Raw genomic sequence first — 24,758 nt, 5'->3', positions numbered from 1 at the left:
TATATAATTCATCATTATACACAATGTAAGTTTGTGAAAAATCACTTAATGTTTATTTTATAGAGGATTGTATAACTTTTCAATAGTTAGGTTGTTTCTTTTTATTTTTATCCTATATATGAAAAACAAAACATGGTTAAACAACAAATTCATGGTACAATATTTGACAATAACCTACACGTTAAGGAGTAGAGAATTGACCTATCTTAATTATGTGATTTTATATTGCTTCATGCAAATAAATGGAGAAAGATCGATTTACTCTGTTTTTCATATCTTAAAAGGAAAAAAATCTTCCCAGTCGATCCAGGATGCTCACATCTTTTATTTGCAGCCGTTTTTCCTCTCTTTACCTAAGCTTAAACGAGCGTACTTTAATCAGAAGGTAAAGGAATTAGAGAAATTGGGATATGTTATTGTCGATGAAAGAGGGAAAGCGATTGTGACCACTGGTGGTACTGATTGTGTCCAAAAAAATTTTCAGGGTGACTCCTTTCCGGCAAATATGAATGGTCTCGTCTACGGTGATCAAACGTTTCTATTTTGGAAAAGATTAAGCCTCCTTGTTCAGGTTCTATCGAACGGGAAACAGCAGGAAACGCTCTATTTTCCTGTACAACGTAACAAAAACATACATGAGTGGGTAAAGAGCTGTTTACGGGCGAACCCTAATATTGAAAAATTGTCTTCCGATTTATATCAGGAGATGTATAGCCTGTTGACCAGTCTATCTCAAACCTTAAATCCAGACATTCTCGTTTTCCGCTTAACGGGATACAAGGATTATGGATGGACAGAATTGCAGGTAGCTGAAAAACTGAATATGCATGAAGAAGAATTCCGCTTTCAGTTTCTTAATGTAATTCACGGTATATTATCTGAATTAGAAAGGGAGCCTTCACCTTATCCCTTATTATACTCCATTAGCTTAAAAAGTGATCAGCTGCAAAATCTGACCATTTCAACAAGCAAAACATATGAGTTGTATCAAAGGGGGCATTCAATTGAAGAAATTGCGCGTATACGGGATTTAAAGATAAATACCATTGAAGATCATGTGATTGAACTAATCTTAACTCAGAAAGAATTTGCAATAGATCCGTTCATTTCTCAGGTGGAATATGAGAATGTGCTTTCAGTTATGAAAGATGCTCGAACTAAAAGGCTAAAGCCGATAAAAGAAAAGCTTCCTCATTTATCTTATTTTCAAATCAGAGTAGCGATTGCGAAGGCAGGTGAGAACCGTGAATTTGCAACAAGAGCTTAAAGAGAGATTTGGCTATTCTTCCTTCAGAGAAGGCCAGGAGGAAATCATTCAATCCGTTCTAAATCAACGGGATACGGTGGCGATGCTCCCGACAGGAACCGGTAAGTCGCTGTGCTATCAATTACCCGGGTACCTAAAGAAAGGACAAGTGTTAATCGTTTCTCCACTTCTCTCTTTAATGCAGGATCAAGTGGAGCAGATGAAAGTAATGGGTGAAAAAAGGGTGATCGCACTGAACTCGTTTTTACCTTATATGGAGAAAAGAGCGGCCCTTGAGCAGTTACACGTTTATAAATTTATATTCATATCACCGGAAATGTTAATGAGTCCGACCATCATTCCCTTACTACAATCTTTAAATATTTCTTTATTCGTCATTGATGAAGCACATTGTATATCTCAGTGGGGTCCTGACTTCAGACCTGATTACTTAAAACTGGGGGAGCTTAAAGAGTCGATTGGAAATCCGACAACCTTGGCATTAACGGCGACTGCCACTGATGAAGTGAGGAAAGACATTAAACGAGTGCTCCAAATGGAAGATGCTGTGGAAAAAGTCCATTCAATTGACCGGGAAAATATCGGTCTGTTCGTTGAGAAAGTCACGAATCATAATGAGAAACTGGATAAACTTTTAGAGTATCTGACAACATGGGGTGGGCCGGGCATTATTTATTTCTCAAGTAAACGAATGGCAGAAGACGTTTCTTTGTGGCTTGGGGAAAATGGTGTATCAGGTGTTGCTCATTATCATGGGGGAATGGAACAAGAGGATCGGATATTGATTCAACAACAATTTCTCTCCAACAAGCTAAGGATCATATGTGCCACTTCTGCATTTGGTATGGGTGTAAACAAAGAAAATATTCGATTTGTCATTCATTTTCATTTCTCCTCAAATATAGAAGCGTTTTTACAAGAAATCGGAAGAGCGGGACGAGATGGAGAAAGCAGTCTGTCTGTCGTGCTATACTCTGAACAAGACCTTTCGATCCCGCTGCAGCTTATTCAAAGTGAATTACCTGAGGATGTACAAATACAAAGATATGTAAAGGAAAACAGACAGAATCAGGCGAAGGAGATAATCGATTTATTGCAACTGTCGGAGATTCAATATCGGTTTCTTACTTATTATTCAGATGAGCTTACTAAAGGGCTGAGACTCAGTCAAGATAGATTAATAGAAAAAATGAAACAAATTCGAAACAATCGTTTACAATACAAGAAGGACAAACTGCTCTCCATGATCGAGTGGTTACAGGTTGATTCCTGTAGAAGGGAGAAGCTTCTTCATTATTTTGATGAAGTGCTTCAAATCGAGAATAGCTTCTGTTGTGATCAATGCGGTTATTCCCTTAAGGATTTCAAGTATCAGCCACCTGATATTCAAGACCCAATTGAAACAAGGTGGGAAAAAAGGTTGGAAAAATTATTATTAGGATAAGTGGTATTCATGCAGAAACAAGGGGAAGTCATACAACAACTTTCTAAGAAACAGTTAACTTTTCATTTATATTTCACTCAATTTTTACTATTAACGATTGCCTTGGGATTAGGTATATTTTTATTTGACACATGGTCCGGTTTTTGGAAACAGTTTTCCTTTTCCCCGACTATTTTGACCATTGGATTAACAAGCGGTGTGATGATTGTGATCATCGACATCGTATTGATGAAGTATTTACCTAGTAAATACTATGACGATGGTGGGGTGAATGCGCGGATATTTACTGATAGAAGCATGGGTGAAATTGCACTGCTTGCATTTTTCATTAGCATTAGTGAAGAAATATTATTTAGAGGCGTGTTGCAATTTCACTTTGGCTTAATCATATCAAGTATTATATTTGCTCTGATACATTTCAGATACTGGGCTCACTGGTTTTTAATTGTCAATATTGTACTGCTTAGCTTTTGGATCGGTTTCATTTATGAACAAACAGAGAATTTATTGGTAACAATCATCATGCACTTTGTCATCGATTTCTTACTGGGTATGCATATGCGTAAGAAAGGAAGACAAAGAAGTAAAGAAGGGATGTCTCATGAGTAAAGACCCATATCGAGATCAAGCAGCGAAATTAAAGCAAAAGATTGAACGAGTCCCAGAGGAAGCACCAGTCAAAAAAAGAGAGCCTCTTCCAGCCAGAAGTGAAGTACATAGAGAGAAAAAGAAGAATAACAAATGGAAAATGAAATACCCATTGATTAGTATGTTGCTCTTATTTTTTATTCTTTTGCCCTTGACGGTTTTTAGCATTTATTCGTATTTCGATAGCAGGGATGGTCCCCTGGTGGTCATGTCAGAAGATGTGGACGATGTGGAAGAAGTTCGCTACGAACAATCTGATAATGAGGATGAGGAGAGCTTTGTAGAGTCTGATTCAAAAGAAGAAGAGTCAGCTGCGAATGACAAAAAAGATGAATCCTTGAATCAAGATACTCCCTCAATGACTGGAAAGGAACAACCGGCATCGACTGAACCGGCTTCTCCACCTGCTGAGCAAGAATCAGCAGAGGAAAGCCCGAAAGAAGAGGTGAAAGAAGAACCTGAGGAAGAACAGCCAACATACAAGATCGTGTATCACACGGTCGCACCCCAGGAAACCCTATTCAGGATTGCTATGAAATACTACAATTCTCAATCAGGAGTTGAACGAATCAAGGAACGGAATCAAATTCAAAATAATGAAATTCAGACAGGGCAAGTACTTGAAATCCCATTAGATCAATAAAAGGCACTCCCCCAAGGTGATTTGGGGCGGGTGCTATTTTTTTTTTACAAAAATTCGCGATAAAATTTACATTCATTTATAAGAAGCATTACAAACCGTAAATATAATGGAGGTGACAGCACTAAAAGAGAAGGAGTTGGTTTCATGGACAGAATGCTTACGCGCTTTCAAAAAGTAGATGACTTTTTATTTTACAGAATCAACGGAAGCAAACAGCTGTATCGTTCATTCTTCGGCTATGTTACTCATTTGGGAGGAGCGAGGTTTACTGTAGCCTCCGTCCTGATTCTGTTCTTCTTGAGTCAATATTATCCACAGATGCAACGAACCGTAATGGCCGCCATGATAACGTTATGTATCAGTCATGTTATTATGTCGATCACCAAGAGGTTGGTTAAACGAATCCGACCTTATCTAACTTTACCCGATGCAAGGATACACGGTTATGAATTTAAAGATCATTCATTTCCGTCTGGTCATTCCACGGCTATTTTTTCCATATCGATTCCATTTATGATTCAGTATCCAACCACGATGCTTATCCTATTTCCTATAAGTTGGTTAGTGGGGTATTCTAGAGTGATTCTCGGAGTCCATTATCCTTCAGATGTATTGGCCGGGGCATTTCTTGCATTTGCTACGACTTTAATGGTCCTTTTGTTTTTAGGATAATCGTATAGATTTTACGAATTGTAAGTTAATCATTAAGGGGGAAGAGTACATGCGAGTGGCATTGTTTTCGGATACTTATTATCCTCAAGTGAACGGGGTCGCAAGAACGTTAAAAAGATTGACGGATCACTATGAGAAACGGGGAATTGAGTATAAGGTCTTTGTTCCTGATATTCAAGAGAAAAAAGAATCCTATCCAAATGTACATTCCTTCACAAGTTTTCCTTTTTTCTTTTATCCTGAATGCAGAACAGCTATTGCCAACCCGAAAACGATTGAAAAGCAGTTGAAAGATTTTTCACCTACACTGATTCATGTCACCACACCTCTTACAATGGGACTTTATGGGGTTCGCGGTGCTAAGAAAATGAATATACCCTTGGTTGCTTCTTACCACACCCATTTTGACCTGTATTTGAACTATTACAAAATGATGTGGGTGGCACCATTACTATGGAAGTACATGAAATGGTTTTATTTACATGCAGATCGGATTTTTGTCCCCTCAATGGAAACGAAACTTCACTTAGAAAACCAGGGTTTTACCGACTTATCCATATGGAGCAGGGGAGTCGATTGTCAAACCTATTCTCCGGAAAAGCGCAGTCCTGAACTAAGAAGGAAATTTAATAATAACAAGAAATACACTCTTCTTTATGTGGGGCGTTTAGCTCCTGAAAAGGACTTGGACACACTCGAAAAGACGATTAAACACCTTCCCCAAACATTAAAAGATCAAGTTCAATGGGTTATCGTGGGCGATGGACCGATGAAGAATGAGCTTATGGAAAAAACCAAACAAGAAGACGTACTCTTTACGGGTTATGTAACAGGAAACGAATTAGCGGAAGTGTATGCATCCTCTGATCTATTCGTCTTCCCATCTGCTTCAGAAACGTTTGGAAATGTAGTGTTAGAAGCATTTGCCTCCGGTTTGCCAGCGGTAGTGGCTGATAAAGGCGGTGTGACGAACATCGTAGAGCTTAACCAAACTGGAAGGATGGCGAAAGCTCATGAATATCCTTCGTTTATTCATCATATTGAAGAGATATTGAATGAAAACCTCCTAAATGAAATGAAAAGAAAGGCTCTTCAAATGGCTGAAAAACAATCCTGGGATTGCATCTTTGATCAACTCATAACGGAATTTCACGAAGTTAGCTTTTTTCGCAATCGGGATCAGATGTCAGGGTGAAGAAACCTTAACCCGCCTTCCTGATGTATGTAAAGGGTCTGAAAAGAGATCCTTTTTTTTATACTACTATTCTAACTTTATGGACAAGTTCATAAACTATAAGGGAAGGAAAGGAGAGGGTGGGAATGAATTTTGGAGAATGGACAGATCAAGCCACGGGACAGATGCTACATAATTTGATAGACAAAAAACAAAAATTTGATAAAGCCAAAGCAGCACACCTATATACCTTATGGGCAACAATGTTTGCTTCCTTCTTTTTTCTCTATTATGTGACGAAATTTGTGCTTGGACCATATTCTTATTCGTTTGCAGCGGTGTTTTCTGTATTTGTATCCAGCTCTTTTCATCTATTTATCACTATGCTTCTTGTCGGGCTTTTCGGTGTTACAAGAATCTTATATGAGAAAAAGGAGAAAAAGGAAAAAGAATATCATGCATTAAGGTGTGAGGTCATTGATCGAAGTAAGGATTTATGGAAAGAAGAAGCGTGGAAAAAAAGACATCATGTGTATGAAAAAATGAAAAAAGAATGGGATATTAATTTATTTCATGGAAGTAAATGAGAGTGAACGTAAGCACAATAAAACGAGCCCGTATTTATAGTAAAAAGAATAGGCCCATTCCTTTTTTTCGAAGAAATGAGCCGAGCTTCCATTCATTAAAAGAATACCTTTTTATCTCTTTCATCCTTAAGTATTTCGACTGCTTCACGAAAACGTTGGGAGTGGACGATTTCACGCTCCCTTAAAAACCGCAAACCATCATTCAGATCAGGATCGTCACTCATATTGATGATCCACTGATAGGTAGCCCTTGCTTTCTCTTCAGCTGCTATATCCTCATATAAATCAGCAATCGGATCACCTTTAGCCGCTATATACGCTGTAGTAAAAGGCACGCCCGCAGCATTGTGATAGAAAATCGCTCCATCATGATTAACATAATGAGGGTCAAGTCCAGCGTCCTTCATCTGCTGGGGAGTTGCATCTTTAATTAATTTATAAACCATTGTCGCGATCATTTCCAAGTGAGCAAACTCCTCCGTGCCGATATCCGTTAACAATCCGATGACTTTGTCAGGGATGGTATAGCGTTGATTGAGATACCTTAGGGCAGCGGCAAGTTCTCCGTCAGCTCCACCGTATTGTTCAATCAGAAATTTTGCCAGTTTAGGATTGCATGTACTTACTCTGACCGGATATTGAAGTTTTTTCTCGTACACCCACATTGTCATGCACCTCCTAAAATATTAAACTTGCCATGGCCATGGAGCATCCTTCCAATCCCAGGGGTAATTGGAGTAGCTATATCCAAAGTTCGTCAAAGGGCCAAATTCCTTTTCGAATTTCTTCTTAATCTGTTTTCGCGTTTTGATATACATATTATATTGAGAGATTGCATCATAATCTTCAGGGTGGGTATCCAGGTAAAGGGTAAGGTCAAGGATCACGAAATCTACGGCTTGTAATTCTTCCAGCACTTCATAATAATGGGTGGGAAGCTGTTTCATGTCAGTCTATTCTCCCTTCATCTTTTCATAGGGGCTATAGTAGGGATCATAAAACACTTTCCATAGAGTACCTTTTTGTAACGCTTCTTTTGGTGAATATTGCTCCAGGTTGGGAGGTTGGAACCCTAAGTAAAGATTAGGGGGAGTTGAATAGACTTTCCGGGTAATAGGCTTACACGGATCGAATGGACTTACATATGGGTAATAAGCTCTGTAAAATTCGTGCACGATAATCCCTCCTTTAAAGAAAATCCTTCGTAACAACATATGAAAAGGATAAATGGAACATGTTAATTAATTTAAATTCATAAATATGAAGGGAAACTTTGTGAAAATGTTGAATACTAAAGATGTAGGATATTAATGATGAGGTGGTCAAATGTTTGTAAAAAGTGCCATGATACCGAAGCACAAATGCTATGTGGTAGATGAAAATGACTCGATTGAAAAGACCCTTACAGTTCTGGAGCACCATAAAATTGATGGAGTGCCGGTACTCTCGAATGAAGAATACAAAGGGGTGGCAACACGCTACAATATTTATCAGAGCTTCTTCCTTTCAGGAATGGATAAAGAAGCCTTTCTCAAGGAGAAAAAGGTTCGTGATATTCTTGCCGATACCGACAAATATATAACCGACAAAGATGTATTCGAAAATGCATTGGTCGAATTGAAGGATTCTCCGATTCTTCCGGTCGTAGGACCAGATAAAAATTTCCTTGGATTGATTACCCGATTTGATGTACTTGATCAATTCAGAAGTGCATTTGGGATGGATCAAAAGGGAGTGCGAATCGCCTTTTCCTCTGTGGAAACAGAAGGACGGATTGCCCGTCTTGGAGATATCATCCAGCAGTATTCGGAATCGGTCATTTCCCTGGTTACCTTTGATGAAACAGATAAATTATTACGTCGTATCGTTCTAAAGGTAGAAAAAAAGGACAATATGGAAAAATTCCTTCATAAGTTAGAGAAATCAGGATTCCGTATCCTGGATATTCAAGAAGATGAATAATTGAAGGAAACTCTGTATGAAAAGAAATCCCTCTCATAAGATTTATGGGAGGGATTTTTTTGATTAATCATACTGTTAAACTGCTTATCACGTTTCTTTTAGGGTATCTATTCATTACATGGTTTCCGGCTGTAGAATTGCTGAACAGCTCTGAATTCATTGTTGAGTTAGTCTTAAATCCCGTGCCATTCTTTGCGGCAATGATGGCCTTTATGGTGGGGTTAATGGTTCAAGGGAATTTATTGAAATTTGAATTATATTCTATTCTACGATTAATGAATGGTAAACTACATAAAGAATTAGTCTTCATCCCATTTCATATAGGCATCATTTATTTGTTGAGCTGTTTTGGGATGTGGCAAACAATGATTTTTTCCTTCTTATCCATCTTTTATGGTATTATTTCTATAGATTTCCACCGACAAGGAGGCCACAATGCTTGAAATTAGTATGTTTTTATTAGTAGGGGGAGTCAGTCTCCTCTTTTTTATGTTATATGAAGCACGTAGAAATGTTGTGAAAATGGAGAAAGTAAAGCTTCCTGGCCTTCCTCATAATATGGGCCCGATTTCAATCTTTTTTATATCTGATATACATAAGCGGGAAGTGTCAGATGGAATTATTGATGAAGTGAAAGGGAAAGCGGATATTGTCATCATTGGCGGGGATCTTCTTGAAAAAGGAGTGCCTTTTTCAAGAGTTGAACAAAATTTAGATAAACTTTTAACACTGGGTACGGTTTATTTTGTTTGGGGCAATAATGATCATGAAGTGAATACGAACAGGCTGAAGGATGTATTTAAACAAAAGGGAATCATTGAAATTGTAAATGATTCAGTTAAGGTCCCAATTCATAAAGGGAAAATTAACATGATCGGAGTGGACGATGCGAGTACGCAAAGAGCTTCTTACTCTTCTGCCCTTAGAAAAACAATACCATCTGAATTTAATATTTTAATCAGTCATGACCCGAGGCTAGTGAGGCAGGTACGAACAGAAGAGGGGATTGACTTGATGTTGAGCGGCCATACACACGGTGGACAAATTCGATTATTTGGATGGGGACTGTATAAAAAAGGAAGACTTGAAAAGCTCCCACAAACCACCCTATTAGTAAGTAACGGCTATGGGACCACTGCGCTCCCATTGCGCTTGGGAGCTCCGGCAGAGACTCATTTACTAAAAATCGAAAAGGAATGAAATGAACAATTGTTGTTCATTACCTATACAAATTTTACACAATGCGGTTTCTCGATTATAATTTTAGAGAGAAGAGATTTACTTTGGGGGACTATTTATGAGTGATGAAAAGAAGATAGAAGGAAAATATAATATAAAAGCTGTGTCCACAATCTTAGGGATACAACCAGGTACATTAAGGGCATGGGAGAGAAGATATCAGATAATTGCTCCTGTACGTAATGAATCAGGTCACCGTTTGTACACAGAACAACATTTAAATATATTAAAATGGCTGGTTGAGAAGGTCAATCAGGGATTTACCATTAGTCAGGCTGTTGCGTTACTTGATAAACAAGAGCTGGAAGAAAATGAGATCGCATCCTCTGAACGAAAGGACCGTACTCAGAGCATCTCAGATGACTTGTTAAAAGCACTCTTAAGCTTTGATGAAACAAAAGCTCATGAATTAATCAATCAGTCGTTTACTGTTTACACAATTGATAAAGTGGTGATTGATATCCTGGGCAGCCTGCTGGTTAAAATCGGAGACCTGTGGGAGAACGGGAAAATCACGACGGCCCATGAGCATTTTGCAACATCGATACTTAGATCCCGTATCGGTATCATCATGCACTCTTTTCCACACAACGGAATCTTACCTAAAGTAGTAGCAGTTTGCGGTCCGGGAGAATGGCATGAATTAGGATTGTTAATCTTTACTCTCTATGTAAGAAGAAAGGGATTTGAAGTAATCTATTTAGGCTCCAGTATTAAAGAAAATGATATCGACATCGTTCTTGACGAAGTCGATCCTAAGTTTCTGTTCTTCTCCTGTACCTTATTGGAAAATGTAGACAACCTGCTGTCACTCGTTACTTCATTAAAGAGTGAGCGGAAAAGCCTGGAAATTGGAATTGGCGGTTTTGCTGTAGACCATCTTCCAAAAGAAAAGAAAGAGGAATTTCAGGAACACATTGTCGGACAATCCAAGTCTGATTGGGAGCTATGGCTGAAAAGTAAATTATAATTGGATTATGCACTGTTTTCTGCCCCTTACATAGTATGGTGATAAATCGTCACACTCTAGGGGGTACGAAGATGAAGCTTGAAAGAATTTCTGACAACAAAATAAAATTTTCCATTAGTGTAGAAGAATTGGAGCAAAAAGGCTTATTTGAACAAGACCAATGGAAAGATTCATATATGTGGCATGATCTTTTTGAAGACATGTTAGATGAAGTCCAGGGGAAGTTCGGCATTGAAACACAAATGGAAATCACCGTGGAGATTGAGTCATTTGATGATCAGGAAATCTGCATGATCCTCACATTAGAGTCAGAAGATGACTTTTCTGATTGGGAAGACGAAAATGGAATCATGAAGTCTATGAATGATCATGATGTGCTCGTTTACTTTGATGATTTCGAGGATGTACTGGACCTTCTTAAACGCATCAACGAATTGAACAAAGTGAACAATCGCCTCATACATTTAAGCATTTATTATTATGAAAAAAACTATTACTTACTTATTGAAGATTTATTGGAATTCGATAGCTTAGTCATGGAGGCTATTTGTGCTGAATACGGTCAGCACTCAAAGATTACGAAACATATCCTGATGGAGTATGGCCGTGCGGTGTTAATAAAGGATTCCATTGATAAAATTTTGTTTTATTTTTGATCGTGTTAAGTGGAACCGAATCTTCACCCCCCTTTAGATATATGCTTTACTATGATTTATAAGAAATATAGACATTATTTTGCACTTTTAGGGTGATTCCTGGGGGTGTTTTTTTTGTTTTGGTGAAGGTGGTGCCTCTGGGCAAAGCCCTACCGCTTTTCGTTTATGTCCAGCTCCGGCGGCTAGTCCCTCTAGGTCATAAGGCAAGACCACCAAAAAGGCAAAGAGCGCCTTTCCGGTGGTCTTGCCTTATGCTTGTCGGGCCTGCCCAAGCCGCCTCCGCTTTTCGTTTATGTCCAGCTCCAGGGGCTTGGGGCTCGAGGTCATAAGTCAAGCAACCCAAAAAGGCAAAAAGCGCCTTTCCGGGTTGCTCGTCTTATGCTTGTCGCCCCAGGGCGAGCCCCTACCGCTTTTCGTTTATGTCCAGCTCCAGGGCTTAGAGGCTCGAGGTCATAAGTCAAACCTGCCAAAAAGGCAAAAGCGCCTTTCCAGCAGGTTCGCCTTATGCTTGTCGCCTCTGGGCAAAGCCCTACCGCTTTTCGTTTATGATAGCGTTTTCAAAAAAATCTTCTTTTTTTAATTTTCCTTCTTTGCAAGAAGAATTCAAACGTGTATACTATGTCATGAAAGCGGACTAGGTTCCGTGAAACAGTGAAGTATACTGGGAGGTTTACATAAATGGTAGCCGATAAGGGGAAAGAAAATCACCAAGCATCTGATCAACACGATGTTTTGAAATCTACACAAACGGTTATTCATCTTGCACTTGATAAATTGGGGTATTCAGAAGAGGTATATGAATTATTAAAAGAACCTGTACGGATGTTAACGGTTAAAATACCAGTCCGGATGGATGATGGGAAAGTAAAAGTCTTCACGGGATACCGTGCTCAACATAATGATGCAGTTGGACCAACAAAAGGTGGGATTCGATTTCACCCGAATGTTACTGAAAAAGAAGTTAAAGCGCTTTCCATCTGGATGAGCTTGAAATGTGGAATTGTCGACCTTCCGTATGGTGGAGGTAAAGGGGGGATCATTTGTGATCCCCGGGATATGTCATTTAGAGAGCTTGAGCGATTAAGTCGAGGTTATGTACGCGCAATCAGCCAAATTGTCGGACCATCCAAAGATATCCCCGCTCCCGATGTTTTTACAAACTCTCAAATCATGGCGTGGATGATGGACGAATACAGCCGAATTGATGAGTATAATTCTCCAGGGTTCATTACAGGGAAACCATTGGTGCTTGGGGGATCACATGGTCGTGAAACGGCAACTGCGAAGGGCGTGACAATTTGTATTCATGAAGCAGCCAAGAAAAAAGGAATAAAGCTTAAAGGGGCGAGAGTAGTCGTTCAAGGCTTTGGTAATGCCGGAAGCTTCCTTGCAAAGTTTATGCATGATGCAGGAGCTAAGGTGATTGGGATCTCTGATGCCTACGGTGGACTTCATGACAAAGATGGGCTGGATATTGATTATTTGCTGGATCGTCGGGATAGTTTTGGGACGGTTACGAAATTATTTAATAATACGATAACAAACGAAGAACTATTAGAGCTGGACTGTGACATTCTCGTGCCTGCAGCCATCGAGAATCAGATCACAGAGAAGAATGCTCACAACATAAGAGCAAGCATTGTGGTAGAGGCAGCGAACGGACCGACAACCTTGGAAGCAACAAAAATCCTCACCGAGCGTGGGATTTTACTGGTTCCTGATGTGTTAGCATCATCGGGTGGGGTGACGGTTTCTTACTTTGAATGGGTGCAGAATAATCAGGGGTATTACTGGTCTGAAGAAGAAGTGGAAGAAAAATTGGAGAAGATTTTGGTCAGCTCCTTTAACAATGTATACGAAACTTCCCAGTCCAGAAGAGTCGATATGAGACTCGCCGCATATATGGTAGGGGTAAGAAAAATGGCCGAAGCATGCCGGTTCAGAGGTTGGATTTAAATTAATAAGTACTGAGGATGAGATGGACGCTATCTCATCCTTTTCTTATTTGTCTTTATATTAGTCTAGAGTAAGAAACTCACACTTAGAAAGTTGATTGGAGCGGAAGGTTCTCAACTCACGCCCCGCGGAAAGCGAGCACCTGGAGCGGAAATCAACCCACTACTTACTTTTTTAAAAAGCAACGAAGTTTACGAAAAAAACCTTTTAATAAAAGTATTGAATACCATTAAATTCAGCTATTATTACAGATAATATTGATGGCAGTGATAAAAGATGTGAGTGCTTCCTTTTGACCTAAACACAAACTTATTCCATAATAATTGGGTAGAGAATATTTTAACATCTGAAGTGAACGAACGTAAATTACCATTCAGATAGAGAAATTGAAGGAGTGTCTGAATTTGAAAATGGAAGAATGCATTATTGTAGGTGGGGGACCGTGTGGGCTTTCTGCTGCAATTAGTTTAAAAGAAAAGGGAATCAATCCTTTAATCATTGAAAAAGGGAATATCGTTAATGCCATTTACCACTATCCCACTCATCAAACGTTTTTCTCATCAAGTGAGAAGCTTGAAATTGGTGATGTTCCTTTTGTTATTGAAGAACACAAACCAAGGCGGAACCAAGCGCTCGTGTATTATCGTGAGGTAGCGAAGCGGAAGGAATTAAGAATCAATCGATTCGAAACCGTTCATAAAGTGGAGAAGCAAGACGGCCGTTTCTCCGTTTCCACCTCAAAGGGAACGTATGAAAGTAAATCAATTGTCATTGCGACCGGTTACTATGATCATCCCAATTATTTAGAGATTCCAGGAGAAAAATTAGAGAAAGTCTTTCATTATTTTAAAGAAGCTCATCCCTTTTTTGACACAGATGTGGTTGTGATTGGAGGGAAGAACTCAGCGGTTGATGCAGCACTTGAATTGAATAAAGCGGGAGCAAGGGTAACCGTAATATATCGGGGAAGTGAGTATTCAAAGAGTGTGAAGCCCTGGATTCTCCCTAACTTTGATGCGCTTGTCAGGAATGGCGAGGTAACGATGGAATTCAACGCGTGTGTAGAGGAAATTGCAGAGGACTCTGTTATTTACAATGTAAAGGGTGAGAAAAAAGAAATCAAAAATGACTTTGTGTTTGCCATGACAGGTTATCACCCGGATCATAGCTTCCTGACGAAAATGGGAATAGAAATTGACAAAGAAACAGGACGACCCTCTTTTCATCAAGAAACGATGGAAACGAATGTAGAAGGAATCTATATTGCAGGTGTCATTGCTGCGGGAAACAATGCGAATGAAATCTTTATTGAAAATGGTCGTTTGCATGGCGGTTTGATCGCTGAATCCATTACTCAAAAAGGAAAGTGACAAAAGAAAGAGGCTCTGCTGTGAGCCTCTTTCTTTCATGATGGTTGCTAATGTTCCTGATGAAAGACAACCTTAATTTTTGAAAATCGTTTCTAATTCTTTAATGTCACCGGTTTGGGACAGAGCCACCATTAACTTGATTCTAGCCTTTTGTCCATTTAGTCCATTTGAGAAGATAACCCCTTTTTCTTTCAGTTGTTTCCCCCCTCCTGAATAGCCGTATATATCCTGGACAATTCCATTAAAGCATCTCGAAACCAATACTACCGGGATATTAGCAGCTAACAGCCCATTAATTCCATCCACCGTATCAGGAGGGAGATTTCCTTGCCCTAATGCTTCGATTACAACCCCATCGTACTGTAAGTCTTTTATGGCAACTAATAATCCTGAATCCATTCCGGCATATGCTTTGATCAGGGTAACCCTCTTGGAAATGTCACAAACCTGATAATGTTCATTTGATGTTGGCTGGTGATGAAAAAGAACGCCTCTTTTAGTCACAATCCCGATTGGGCCATACTGTGGACTTTGAAAGGTGGATACATTGCTTGTATGAGTTTTGGTAACGTTCTTAGCAGAGTGGATTTCGTCATTCAGGACGACTAAAACCCCTTTGTTCATGGATTTGTCATCAGCAGCTACCCGAACGGATGAAATGAGGTTATACAGACCGTCCGCTCCAATCTCATTACTTGATCTCATTGCCCCTGTTACGACAAGGGAGACTGGAAGAGAAAGGGTTAAATCCAGGAAGTAGGCAGTTTCTTCGAGCGTATCTGTTCCGTGGGTAATAACCACTCCGTCAAATGATTTTTCCCTATATTTCGTTTCGATTATATCTTTTAATTGCTGCATATGCTCCGGTGTGATATGAGGAGAAGGCAGATGAAATGCTTCTAAGACCGTTAGATTCGCTAAATTCGATACGATGGACGTTTGTACGGAAAGGGGATTTTCCTTCCCTGGAGTGACTGCTCCCGTCTGTTCGTCTTCCATCATAGAGATGGTACCGCCTGTATGTATAACCAAAATATCTTTCTTCATCATTCATTCCTCCAACCAAATAAATTCCTGTTTCCATTCCTACATTAACATGATACGATTAAGAAAACAGAAAGAAAAGAGGACTTTTTTATGCTGGTGATTTTATCAGCGGGTATAGCACCAGGATTAGCATTGCTAAGTTACTTTTATTTGCGGGATGAATATGAGGCAGAACCTATTACGCTAGTTTTCAAAACCTTTATGTATGGGGCCCTTATTACCTTTCCTATTATGTTTTTACAATATGTTTTAGAAGTGGAAGGAATCATTGATTCAAATTGGTCGACGGCATTTATTTCTTCCGGTCTTTTAGAGGAATTTTTCAAATGGTTTATTTTAATGTTTGCGATCTTCCAACATGTTGATTTTAATGATCCTTACGACGGCATTATCTATGGTGCAAGTGTGTCCCTTGGATTTGCTACTACTGAAAATATTTTGTATTTGGTTGCTAACGGTGTTGAACATGCATTTGGAAGAGCGATCCTGCCTGTTTCAAGTCATGCGTTGTTCGGTGTCATTATGGGATATTACTTAGGAAAAGCAAAGTTTTCCTCCAGGGAAGAAAGGCATAAGTGGCTTTTCATTGCGATTTCTTTGCCCCTACTGTTACACGGAACATATAATTACATCTTTTTAGCCGAGAAAAACTGGATCTATTATATGGTACCGTTTATGTTTTTCTTATGGTGGCTCGGTTTGAAGAAAGTGAAAAGTGCTCATCGATTAACAGAAAAAAAATACTCGGGTACTAATTTCGAGAAAGAAATTATTTAAAAGGACGCTTTTTATTTAAAGCGTCTTTTTTGCCTTATAAAATCCCTGATTTCTCCTTCGTAACAAAAAACCGCCTTTTGCAAAGACGGTTCTATAAACTATTTACTTGTACGCAGCTGCCAGGTCCGTTTTAGGAGCTTCTTTCCGTTTCACTTCATCTATTTTATTCACGAACATTTGAAACACTTTTCTTTTTTCATCCAATTCGCGTATGTATTCCTTCAGTTCATTGTACTTTTCTTCAAAAGGCTTATGATACATTTCCCTGATATTTTCGATGATTTCCTCATTCACGGTTGATTGAATGACTTGCTTAGTAATGCCGTACTTATAGGAATATACCTTCAGTTCCTTCTTTATCTCTTCATAGTCAGTATTAATCTGATCCAACACCTCTGAAATATCATCTTTCCACTCATCCAATGACTTCGCTAAATAGTCCTCCATCATGACCTCCCCCTTCAATTCCGGATTTATTTGAAGTAATCCTCATTCTATTATAACTCTGAATGTTTACATGGCTTTTGCTGGGACATTACAGAGTCTTATCAAAATTGTGGTAGGTTGTTTTCTAAATTTTATTAATCACTTGTATAAAATGGGAGCCTCTACAAAAACTAGAGTTAATGTTAATTGAAGATATGGAGGTTAAGGCATTATGAATAGTCGTTTCAAATTGATTTCTACTTCATTCGTCATGGTGCTTATGTGTTCTCTTTTTATGATTTCGTCTGAAGGAGAGAAGGCAGACGCTTTTACGAATCAAGTGATACAACATGGCGCAACAGGTGAGGATGTAATCGAACTTCAATCCAGGCTTCAATATATCGGGTACTATAACGGTGATATTGATGGAGTATTTGGGTGGGGCACATATTGGGCTCTAAGAAACTTTCAATATGAGTTCGGACTTCCCATTGATGGTTTGGCAGGAGCGAAAACGAAAGAAAAACTGGTGAAAGCCTCAAAGTATAACAAGCAATTTGTAAAGAAACAAATTGAAAAAGGCAACAATTTCAGTCATTATGGCGGCACAGATTTAAACAAACAAAAAGGTCCTGGCGGTGGGGGGGCTGAAGGCGGAACATCCGGTGGGAAAGCAGCTCCTCAAAAGAAGCCTGCACCAAAGCAGGCACCGACTCCATCCAAGCCAACGGCAGTGAACACTCCTAATGGATTTTCACAAAACGACATTCAATTGATGGCAAATGCCGTATATGGAGAAGCGCGTGGTGAGCCGTATGAGGGACAAGTTGCAGTAGCGGCCGTTATTCTCAATCGGATAGACAGTTCTGCATTCCCGAATACAGCTGCAGGTGTCATTTTTGAACCTGGTGCCTTTACAGCTGTAGCAGACGGCCAGATATGGTTAACACCAAATGAACAAGCGAAAGAAGCGGTTTTAGATGCCATAAACGGCTGGGATCCTTCTTCAAGTGCTCTCTATTACTTTAACCCTGTGACAGCAACAAGCAAGTGGATTTGGTCACGTCCACAAATCAAGAAAATAGGAAAGCACATATTCTGTAGTTAAAGAGGTGAAGTAAATTGCTACGTGTCATTTTAATAACAGTGCTCGTCCTTGGTGTTGCAGGAACCGCATTCTGGGGATACCAAGAGCATCAGGAGAAAAATGCGATATTAATCAACGCTGAAAACAACTATCAAAGAGCGTTCCATGAGTTAACTTATCAAGTGGATCTTGTTCACGATAAGATAGGTTCTACTCTTGCCATGAATTCAAGGAAATCATTGTCTCCGGCACTTGCCGATATATGGAGATTGACTTCTCAGGCGCACAGTGACGTAGGACAGCTTCCGTTAACGTTGCTGCCGTTTAATAAAACAGAGGAATTCTTAAGTAATATTGGAGATTTCAGCTACCGGGTAGCAGTGAGGGATTTAGATAAGAATCCATTAACGGATAAAGAGTATAAATCACTTGAAGATTTATATGAACAAAGTGCTGATATTCAGAATCAGTTAAGAAAGGTTCAACATCTGGTGATGGAGAACAACCTGAGATGGATGGATGTGGAGCTTGCTTTGGCGTCAGGAAATGAACAGGCGGATAACACCATTATCGATGGCTTTAAAACGGTTGAAAAGAATGTATCCGGTTATGATGAAGCAAACTTTGGGTCTACAACATTTGTGAATACTGAGAAGAAAGACCAAAATTTTCAGAAGATTAAAGGGAAAGAGATTTCAAAGGATGAGGCCGTTTCGATCTTAAGAAAATATTCCGGTATAAGTGAAAAGACTGATGCAAAAGTAACGAAAAGTGGAAAAGGCTCTGACTATAAATTTTATAGTGTAACGATTGAAAAAGGGAAAACACACGCAAGTATGGATGTTACCCAAAAAGGTGGATATCCAATCTGGTATATTAACAATCGGGAAGTTCAGAAGCCAAAAATCAGTCTAAATAAAGCGGCAGAGAAAGCGACTGCCTTCCTGAAGGATAACGATTTTGACAAATTAGAACTATTTGAAAGTGCTCAGTATGACAACATTGGTATCTTCACCTATGTGACCGTATTGGATGGTGTAAGGATTTATCCGGACTCTGTTAAAATAAAAGTAGCATTAGACAATGGACAAATCGTCGGATTTGCTGCAGAAGAATATTTAAAGAATAATCATGATAGAGAAATCGGACAAGCGTCCATTACTCAAGCACAGGCTAAAGAAACAACTAACCCTAATCTTAAAGTAATGGAAGAACGTAAAGCGGTAATTGTGAATGATCTTAATGAAGAAGTGCTCTGCTACGAATTCCTAGGGATGCTTGGTAAGGATACCTTTAGAATCTTCATCAATGCAAACACAGGAGAAGAAGAAAAAGTAGAGAAGCTCAGAAAAGCGGAACCGATTTATGAAGAAGTCGTCTAAGCTTTTAGAGGGACGGACCTCCGTTAAGGAGATCCGTCCCTTTTCTTTAGATGTAGAAAAATTCAGAATAGAGATTCAAAAAGGTATGGAAAGGTGATGAATGTCATGCCATAATATAGATACATAAAATGGGAAAGTGGGAGTATTGCACTATGATAAAAGCAGGTACCACATTACAGTTGGAACCGATACATAATGATACATTTGAGCGGTATAGGTGCCGGGTCGTTGAGATTGGCGAAGAAGGGCTTTATATCGATTACCCTATTCATACAAAAACAGAGAAAGCCGTTTTCTTAATAGATGGCACACAACTTAAAGCAAGCTTCAACGTTAATGAGCAGACTGTACTTATGTTTGAAACAGAAGTGAAGGGACGCAAACTATCCAAAATACCGATGATCCACATTCATTATCCAGGTGAGGAAGGTTTAGAAAAGGTCCAAAGAAGACAATTTGTCCGAGTAGAAGCGAACACAGATATCTCAATAAAAATAAACGATGGATATTTTCCAACGATTACAGAGGATATAAGTGCAGGGGGATGTGCGGTATTGGTGAAAGAAGGAATGGACCTGAAAAGTGGTTCTAACATATCTACGACCATCGTTTTGCCCATGCAAACCGGTGAGAACCAGTATGTAGAAATAGAAGGTAAAGTGATCCGCATCTGGGAAAAAAGTCTCAAAAAAATTGCAAGCATAGAATTTGTTCATTTAACTGAAAATCAACGACAGCTTATTTTAAGATTTTGCTTTGAACGACAGTTGAACTTACGAAAAAAAGGGTTACTTGAATAAAATTCCATAATATACACATACTTTTTCTATAAATAGGAAAAGGGTGAGAACAATTAAATCCGTTGAGCGAATATTAATCAAATTAGTCATTATACATTTCATTCTATTAATAGCAGTCCAATTTGTTATCCATGAATTAAATATCCTTCCGGAGCTGAATAAAATCGTTTTTTATGAAGGTGTCGAAAAAATGGAATACAGCGAAATAGTCGAAACCTTATCCGGTAAAGCAGGTAATTAGTTGCCTGCTCTTTTTTTTGAATAAAGATTCTTTCAACGTGGTGGGAGATTTATGTTAAAATAGGTAAGAAAATTATTAGGAAATTAAGTAGGTGGATTAGTTGAAGAAATTAAGAATTGCGATCGATGGTCCTGCAGCTGCAGGGAAAAGTACAGTGGCGAAAATTGTAGCAGGGAAATTATCTTATCTTTATATTGATACTGGGGCGATGTACCGTTCATTAACATATAAAGCTTTGAATCTGAATATAGACTTGCATGATGAAAATGGGTTGAAGGAATTATTAGCTCAAACAAAAATCACGCTTGAACCGACTGATGATGGACAAATTGTATATGTAGACGGGGAAAATGTGACAGATGAAATCCGTCAAGCCGCCGTTACCAATTCAGTATCTCATGTGGCCGTCCATTCTCAAGTTAGAGAAGAGATGGTGAACAGACAACAGCAGTTGGCTAAACAAGGTGCTGTTGTAATGGACGGAAGAGATATCGGGACCCATGTTATCCCCGACGCTGAAATTAAAGTGTTTTTACTGGCAAGTGTAGATGAAAGAGCCCAAAGAAGACATGAAGAAAACCTTTCGAAGGGATTCCCTTCAGATCTGGAACAATTAAAAGTTGAAATTGCCCTCCGTGACAAGATTGATTCAGAAAGAGAAGTGGCTCCACTTAAGAAAGCGGACGACGCAACTGAAATAGATACAACTTCACTATCCATCCCAGAAGTAGTGGATCAAATTATGCTGTTAGTAGAAAGGAAAGGTTAATGTGAACTTGTATTCCTTTGCTAGAGGTCTCGTAAAATCGATTCTTTCCCCTCTCTATCGCATTGAGGTCAAAGGTTTGGAGCATTTCCCTAAAGAGGGGGGAGTCTTATTATGCACAAACCATATTGATAACTTAGATCCCCCGGTGGTGGGGATTTCAGCTCCCAGACCTGTTTCATTTATGGCTAAAGAAGAGCTTTTCAGTGTCCCGGTACTCGGTAAGCTATTACCCGATTTACGGGCATTCCCGGTGAAAAGAGGAATGAGTGACCGGGAAGCACTAAGGAAAGGTTTGCAGGTCCTTAAACAAGGAGATGTTTTAGGACTGTTCCCAGAGGGTACTAGAAGTAAGACAGGTAAAATAGGTAAGGGATTAGCAGGAGCAGGTTTCTTTGCTCTTCGTTCCGAGGCTTACGTTGTACCTTGTGCAATCATTGGACCCTATAAGCCTTTCAGGAAATTAAAGGTCGTATTCGGGCCGCCTATTGCTATGGAGGGCATTCGAGAACAAAAACTGAATGCAGAGAAAACAACTGAAATTATTATGCAGCACATTGAAAAACTAATACATGAGCATGAATAATATGAGCTTTCTCGCTTGACAAAAAGTAGTATTTATTAGAAGTTAGTAGAAAGAATATTTTAAATTGTGAAGTCTCGCAATTATCAAAAATCTTTGCAGTCATGGATTAAGGAGGAGTACATAATGGAAGACATGAATGGAATTGAAGTGAAAAATCTTGAAATCGGTGAAAAAGTTAAAGGAACAGTCACTAAGGTTGAAGAGAAACAGGTCTTAGTCGACGTTCAAGATAGCAAAGTGGATGGCATCATTCCAATTAGTGAACTCTCAAGCCTTCATATCGAAAAAGCTTCTGATGTAGTCAGTGAAGGGGATGTACTTGAGTTAATCGTGACGAAAGTTGAAGAAGAACTTCTGGTTCTTTCTAAACGAAAAGTAGATGCTGAAAAAGCATGGGAAGAAATGAAGGTTCGCTTTGAAAATGGCGACATCTTTGAAGCGGAAGTCAAAGATGTTGTGAAGGGCGGACTTGTAGTTGATCTTGGAGTTAGAGGATTTGTTCCTGCATCATTAGTCGAGGACTATTATGTTGAGGATTTCTCGGACTATAAGGATAAAACATTGACGTTCAAGATTGTGGAATTGGATCAGGAAAAAAATCGTCTAATCTTATCCCACCGCGCTGTTGTAGAAGCGGAAAAGCAACACCAGAAGAAGCAGCTTCTAACGGATATTGAATCTGGTGCTGTTCTTGAAGGGACAGTTCAGCGTATCACAGATTTCGGAGCGTTCGTAGACATTGGTGGAGTAGATGGATTGGTGCATATCTCCCAACTGTCCCACGAACACGTAGAAAAGCCTTCTGACGTAGTCACTGAAGGTCAAAAAGTACAGGTGAAAGTTCTAAGCGTCGATCGTGACAATGAACGTATTTCTTTATCCATTAAAGAAACCCTGCCAGGACCTTGGAGTAATATTTCAGAGAAGGCACCTAAAGGCAGTGTTCTGGACGGTGTGGTTAAACGCTTAGTTTCATATGGAGCATTTGTAGAAGTGTTACCTGGTGTTGAAGGTCTTGTTCACATCTCTCAAATTTCACATAAGCATATCGGTACACCGCACGAAGTCCTTCAGGAAAACCAAGAAGTACAAGTGAAGGTATTGGATGTAAATGAAAATGATCAACGTTTATCTTTAAGCATCAAATCTCTTGAAGAAAAAGAGGAAGAAATAACTGATTATCAAATGCCTGAAGAAAATACAGGCTTCCAATTAGGTGAAATGATTGGTGACAAATTAAAAGATCTTAAGTAATGGTGATGAATAGTGACAAGAGCCCAAAGAAAGCAAGACCACATTAATTACGCTTTATCAACTGGTCAACAACGAAGAACAGGTTTTGATGAAGTTGCTTTTGTCCACCAAAGCTTACCGAATATAGCAGTGGATGAAGTTCATCTGCAGGCAAAGATTGGCGAACTTAATTGGAGTTCGCCAATTTTCATAAATGCTATGACAGGCGGCGGTGGGGAATCAACTTCTAAAATCAATGAAGAATTAACGATTCTTGCACGGGAAACAGGTCTGGCCATTGCTGTCGGATCTCAAATGTCCGCACTTAAAGACCCTTCTGAACGAAAAACGTATGAAATCGTTCGTCAATATAATCCAAATGGCGTCGTTTTTGGGAATTTGGGAAGTGAAGCAACCGTTCAACAGGCAAAAGATGCCGTAGAGATGATTAGCGCCGATGCGTTGCAAATCCACTTGAATGTCATACAAGAATTAACCATGCCCGAAGGTGACAGGGACTTCAGAGGGGCCATGGACAGAATACAGGAGATCGCTGAAAGTATTCCAGTACCTGTCATTGTGAAAGAAACGGGTTTTGGTATCAGTAAAGAGACTGCAGAATCCTTGTCCCACTCGAACATTTCAGCCATTGATGTGGGGGGATTCGGTGGTACCAACTTCTCAAAAATCGAAAATCAACGCAGAAAACGAATGTTGGAATTCTTCGATGATTGGGGTATACCCACTGCCATTTCGATTGCCGAAAGTCATGCTACATCCAGGAAGCCGGTTCTAGCTTCAGGTGGTGTCCAAAATAGCTTAGACATCGTTAAGTCTCTAGGATTAGGATCATCTGCAGTAGGAATGGCAGGAATCATTCTCAAGCAGCTATTAGACTCAGGACTTGAGGACACCATTGAAGAAGTGAATCAAATTCATACGGATATTAAATTCCTTATGAGTGCGCTGGGGTGCAGGCGTCCAGAAGATCTTCACAGCGTTCCACTCGTGTTGTCAGGCGACGTGTTTCATTGGCTGGATGTTAGAGGGTTGAATCCTGCAAGCTATAGCAATAGAACGTTTAATAAGTAAAAAGAACGAATTCTCTTTTGAGAATTCGTTCTTTTTTGTTGCTTGATATTAGTTGTGGATTGCTGGGTATTTTTGTAAATAGGCTGAATTAACCCATAAAACGGCTGGATTTTTGTTAAAATCGGCCGGATTCCTGCACAATTCCGCTGGATTATCACTCAAAATGGCCGGATTTTTTAGAATTTCGGCTGAATTATTGTTTGTCTACTCCGGCGGCTAGAGGCTCGAGGTCATAAGTCAAACATGCCAAAAAGGCAAAGAGCGCCTTTCCGGCATGTTCGCCTTATGCTTGTCGCCTCTACCCAAGCCGCCTCCGCTTTTCGTGATGTCCAGCTACAGGGGCTTGGGGCTCGAGGTCATAAGCCAAGTCACCCAAAAAGGCAAAGAGCGCCTTTCCGGGTGACTCGTCTTATGCTTGTCGCCCCAGGGCGAGCCCCTTCCGCTTTTCGTGATGTCCAGCTCCGGCGGCTAGAGGCTCGAGGTCATAAGTCAAACATGCCAAAAAGGCAAAGAGCGCCTTTCCGGCATGTTCGCCTTATGCTTGTCGCCTCTACCCAAGCCGCCTCCGCTTTTCTTGTTACCTCTGTTCTTTTTTGTCTTCTTCCGGTCCTTGCAGGCTTGTAGCTCCGTTGTGGTGCAAGCCTTGGTCCCTGTCTGATTCGACTCGTTTGCTTTGTTTTAGTTTCTTTTCTTGACGATCTTTACCCATTATAAACACCTCCCTTTCTTATTT

At 39.6% G+C, this 24,758-nt stretch carries 29 protein-coding genes; 23 read left to right on the top strand and 6 right to left on the bottom strand.

Features of this window, described 5'->3' with window-relative positions:
• Nucleotides 1–196: 196 nt before the first annotated feature.
• The 7 genes from ACOSV2_RS07780 (at nt 197) to ACOSV2_RS07750 (ending at nt 6,435) form a co-directional block, all read left to right on the top strand.
• A complete protein-coding gene (locus tag ACOSV2_RS07780) occupies nt 197–1,267 on the top strand; it encodes a helix-turn-helix domain-containing protein (RefSeq protein ID WP_428974644.1) in 1,071 nt (356 codons plus the stop codon).
• Nucleotides 1,245–2,711: a RecQ family ATP-dependent DNA helicase gene (locus ACOSV2_RS07775; protein ID WP_428974643.1), complete on the top strand. Its 1,467-nt coding sequence runs from the start codon at nt 1,245–1,247 to the stop codon at nt 2,709–2,711. Before ACOSV2_RS07780 ends, ACOSV2_RS07775 begins: the two co-directional genes overlap by 23 nt.
• A gap of 9 nt (nt 2,712–2,720) precedes the next feature.
• Entirely contained in the window at nt 2,721–3,320 is a 600-nt protein-coding gene (locus tag ACOSV2_RS07770; RefSeq protein WP_428974642.1) for a CPBP family intramembrane glutamic endopeptidase, read from the top strand.
• Nucleotides 3,313–4,002 (top strand): LysM peptidoglycan-binding domain-containing protein, encoded by a 690-nt coding sequence (locus ACOSV2_RS07765; protein ID WP_428974641.1) that lies wholly within the window; start codon nt 3,313–3,315, stop codon nt 4,000–4,002. Before ACOSV2_RS07770 ends, ACOSV2_RS07765 begins: the two co-directional genes overlap by 8 nt.
• 144 nt (nt 4,003–4,146) lie before the next feature.
• Complete coding sequence (locus ACOSV2_RS07760; protein WP_397553504.1) at nt 4,147–4,674, top strand: phosphatase PAP2 family protein; 528 nt, start codon at nt 4,147–4,149, stop codon at nt 4,672–4,674.
• Between the two features lie 49 nt (nt 4,675–4,723).
• Nucleotides 4,724–5,869, top strand: coding sequence for a glycosyltransferase family 4 protein (locus tag ACOSV2_RS07755; protein WP_428974640.1), 1,146 nt, complete (start codon nt 4,724–4,726; stop codon nt 5,867–5,869).
• Between the two features lie 125 nt (nt 5,870–5,994).
• The gene (locus tag ACOSV2_RS07750; protein ID WP_428974639.1) at nt 5,995–6,435 is read left to right on the top strand and encodes a DUF2663 family protein; all 441 of its coding nucleotides are present in this window, start codon (nt 5,995–5,997) and stop codon (nt 6,433–6,435) included.
• Nucleotides 6,436–6,530: 95 nt separating this feature from the next.
• Here ACOSV2_RS07750 and ACOSV2_RS07745 read toward each other — a convergent pair whose 3' ends face one another.
• The 3 genes from ACOSV2_RS07745 to ACOSV2_RS07735 are packed head-to-tail and all read right to left on the bottom strand — an operon-like array spanning nt 6,531 to nt 7,610.
• Nucleotides 6,531–7,100: a manganese catalase family protein gene (locus ACOSV2_RS07745; protein WP_113967645.1), complete on the bottom strand. Its 570-nt coding sequence runs from the start codon at nt 7,098–7,100 to the stop codon at nt 6,531–6,533.
• Between the two features lie 21 nt (nt 7,101–7,121).
• Entirely contained in the window at nt 7,122–7,382 is a 261-nt protein-coding gene (locus ACOSV2_RS07740; RefSeq protein ID WP_428974638.1) for a spore coat protein CotJB, read from the bottom strand.
• 6 nt (nt 7,383–7,388) lie between these two features.
• Nucleotides 7,389–7,610: a spore coat associated protein CotJA gene (locus tag ACOSV2_RS07735; protein WP_428974637.1), complete on the bottom strand. Its 222-nt coding sequence runs from the start codon at nt 7,608–7,610 to the stop codon at nt 7,389–7,391.
• A 151-nt stretch (nt 7,611–7,761) separates the two neighbouring features.
• Between ACOSV2_RS07735 and ACOSV2_RS07730 the strand changes: the two genes are divergently transcribed.
• From ACOSV2_RS07730 to ACOSV2_RS07700, 7 genes are all read left to right on the top strand, one after another.
• A complete protein-coding gene (locus ACOSV2_RS07730; RefSeq protein WP_428974636.1) occupies nt 7,762–8,397 on the top strand; it encodes a CBS domain-containing protein in 636 nt (211 codons plus the stop codon).
• A gap of 59 nt (nt 8,398–8,456) precedes the next feature.
• Nucleotides 8,457–8,840: a hypothetical protein gene (locus tag ACOSV2_RS07725; protein ID WP_428974635.1), complete on the top strand. Its 384-nt coding sequence runs from the start codon at nt 8,457–8,459 to the stop codon at nt 8,838–8,840.
• Nucleotides 8,833–9,597 carry a metallophosphoesterase gene (locus ACOSV2_RS07720; RefSeq protein WP_428974634.1) on the top strand — a complete coding sequence of 255 codons (765 nt, stop codon included), beginning with the start codon at nt 8,833–8,835 and terminating at the stop codon, nt 9,595–9,597. Before ACOSV2_RS07725 ends, ACOSV2_RS07720 begins: the two co-directional genes overlap by 8 nt.
• Nucleotides 9,598–9,694: 97 nt before the next feature.
• Nucleotides 9,695–10,606, top strand: coding sequence for a MerR family transcriptional regulator (locus ACOSV2_RS07715; protein ID WP_428974633.1), 912 nt, complete (start codon nt 9,695–9,697; stop codon nt 10,604–10,606).
• Nucleotides 10,607–10,677: 71 nt separating this feature from the next.
• On the top strand, nt 10,678–11,262 hold the full coding sequence (locus ACOSV2_RS07710; RefSeq protein ID WP_428974632.1) for an adaptor protein MecA: 585 nt from the start codon (nt 10,678–10,680) through the stop codon (nt 11,260–11,262).
• 678 nt (nt 11,263–11,940) lie between these two features.
• Nucleotides 11,941–13,218: a Glu/Leu/Phe/Val family dehydrogenase gene (locus tag ACOSV2_RS07705; protein WP_428974631.1), complete on the top strand. Its 1,278-nt coding sequence runs from the start codon at nt 11,941–11,943 to the stop codon at nt 13,216–13,218.
• Nucleotides 13,219–13,622: 404 nt separating this feature from the next.
• The gene (locus ACOSV2_RS07700; protein ID WP_428974630.1) at nt 13,623–14,588 is read left to right on the top strand and encodes a YpdA family putative bacillithiol disulfide reductase; all 966 of its coding nucleotides are present in this window, start codon (nt 13,623–13,625) and stop codon (nt 14,586–14,588) included.
• 72 nt (nt 14,589–14,660) lie between these two features.
• On the opposite strand, the gene ACOSV2_RS07695 is transcribed toward ACOSV2_RS07700, so the two are convergent.
• Nucleotides 14,661–15,638: an asparaginase gene (locus tag ACOSV2_RS07695; RefSeq protein WP_113967656.1), complete on the bottom strand. Its 978-nt coding sequence runs from the start codon at nt 15,636–15,638 to the stop codon at nt 14,661–14,663.
• Between the two features lie 87 nt (nt 15,639–15,725).
• Here ACOSV2_RS07695 and prsW point away from each other — a divergent pair, with 87 nt between their 5' ends.
• The gene (gene prsW, locus ACOSV2_RS07690) at nt 15,726–16,412 is read left to right on the top strand and encodes a glutamic-type intramembrane protease PrsW (RefSeq protein WP_428974629.1); all 687 of its coding nucleotides are present in this window, start codon (nt 15,726–15,728) and stop codon (nt 16,410–16,412) included.
• A gap of 102 nt (nt 16,413–16,514) precedes the next feature.
• Here the strand turns inward: prsW and ACOSV2_RS07685 are convergent, their stop codons facing one another.
• Nucleotides 16,515–16,859, bottom strand: coding sequence for a hypothetical protein (locus ACOSV2_RS07685; RefSeq protein ID WP_324748463.1), 345 nt, complete (start codon nt 16,857–16,859; stop codon nt 16,515–16,517).
• Between the two features lie 250 nt (nt 16,860–17,109).
• On the opposite strand from ACOSV2_RS07685, the gene sleB reads away from it, so the two are divergent.
• From sleB to fni, 8 genes are all read left to right on the top strand, one after another.
• Nucleotides 17,110–17,946, top strand: a complete 837-nt coding sequence (gene sleB / locus ACOSV2_RS07680; protein WP_428975079.1) for a spore cortex-lytic enzyme — start codon at nt 17,110–17,112, stop codon at nt 17,944–17,946.
• Between the two features lie 14 nt (nt 17,947–17,960).
• A complete protein-coding gene (ypeB, locus tag ACOSV2_RS07675; RefSeq protein WP_428974628.1) occupies nt 17,961–19,307 on the top strand; it encodes a germination protein YpeB in 1,347 nt (448 codons plus the stop codon).
• 152 nt (nt 19,308–19,459) lie between these two features.
• The gene (locus tag ACOSV2_RS07670; protein ID WP_428974627.1) at nt 19,460–20,107 is read left to right on the top strand and encodes a flagellar brake protein; all 648 of its coding nucleotides are present in this window, start codon (nt 19,460–19,462) and stop codon (nt 20,105–20,107) included.
• A 43-nt stretch (nt 20,108–20,150) separates the two neighbouring features.
• Nucleotides 20,151–20,348, top strand: a complete 198-nt coding sequence (locus ACOSV2_RS07665; protein ID WP_258549518.1) for a YpfB family protein — start codon at nt 20,151–20,153, stop codon at nt 20,346–20,348.
• 100 nt (nt 20,349–20,448) lie between these two features.
• A complete protein-coding gene (gene cmk / locus ACOSV2_RS07660) occupies nt 20,449–21,117 on the top strand; it encodes a (d)CMP kinase (protein ID WP_428974626.1) in 669 nt (222 codons plus the stop codon).
• Between the two features lies 1 nt (nt 21,118).
• Nucleotides 21,119–21,700 (top strand): lysophospholipid acyltransferase family protein, encoded by a 582-nt coding sequence (locus ACOSV2_RS07655; protein ID WP_428974625.1) that lies wholly within the window; start codon nt 21,119–21,121, stop codon nt 21,698–21,700.
• A 120-nt stretch (nt 21,701–21,820) separates the two neighbouring features.
• Nucleotides 21,821–22,954, top strand: coding sequence for a 30S ribosomal protein S1 (gene rpsA / locus ACOSV2_RS07650; RefSeq protein WP_113970731.1), 1,134 nt, complete (start codon nt 21,821–21,823; stop codon nt 22,952–22,954).
• A 12-nt stretch (nt 22,955–22,966) separates the two neighbouring features.
• Entirely contained in the window at nt 22,967–24,025 is a 1,059-nt protein-coding gene (gene fni / locus ACOSV2_RS07645) for a type 2 isopentenyl-diphosphate Delta-isomerase (protein WP_428974624.1), read from the top strand.
• A 577-nt stretch (nt 24,026–24,602) separates the two neighbouring features.
• Here fni and ACOSV2_RS07640 read toward each other — a convergent pair.
• Nucleotides 24,603–24,734 (bottom strand): YpzI family protein, encoded by a 132-nt coding sequence (locus tag ACOSV2_RS07640; RefSeq protein ID WP_428974623.1) that lies wholly within the window; start codon nt 24,732–24,734, stop codon nt 24,603–24,605.
• Nucleotides 24,735–24,758 lie beyond the last annotated feature (24 nt).

The sequence above is a fragment of the Rossellomorea sp. DUT-2 genome, from assembly GCF_052665285.1.
Note: the sequence above shows the minus strand (reverse complement) of the source record. Positions and strands in the feature narration are given on the sequence as shown.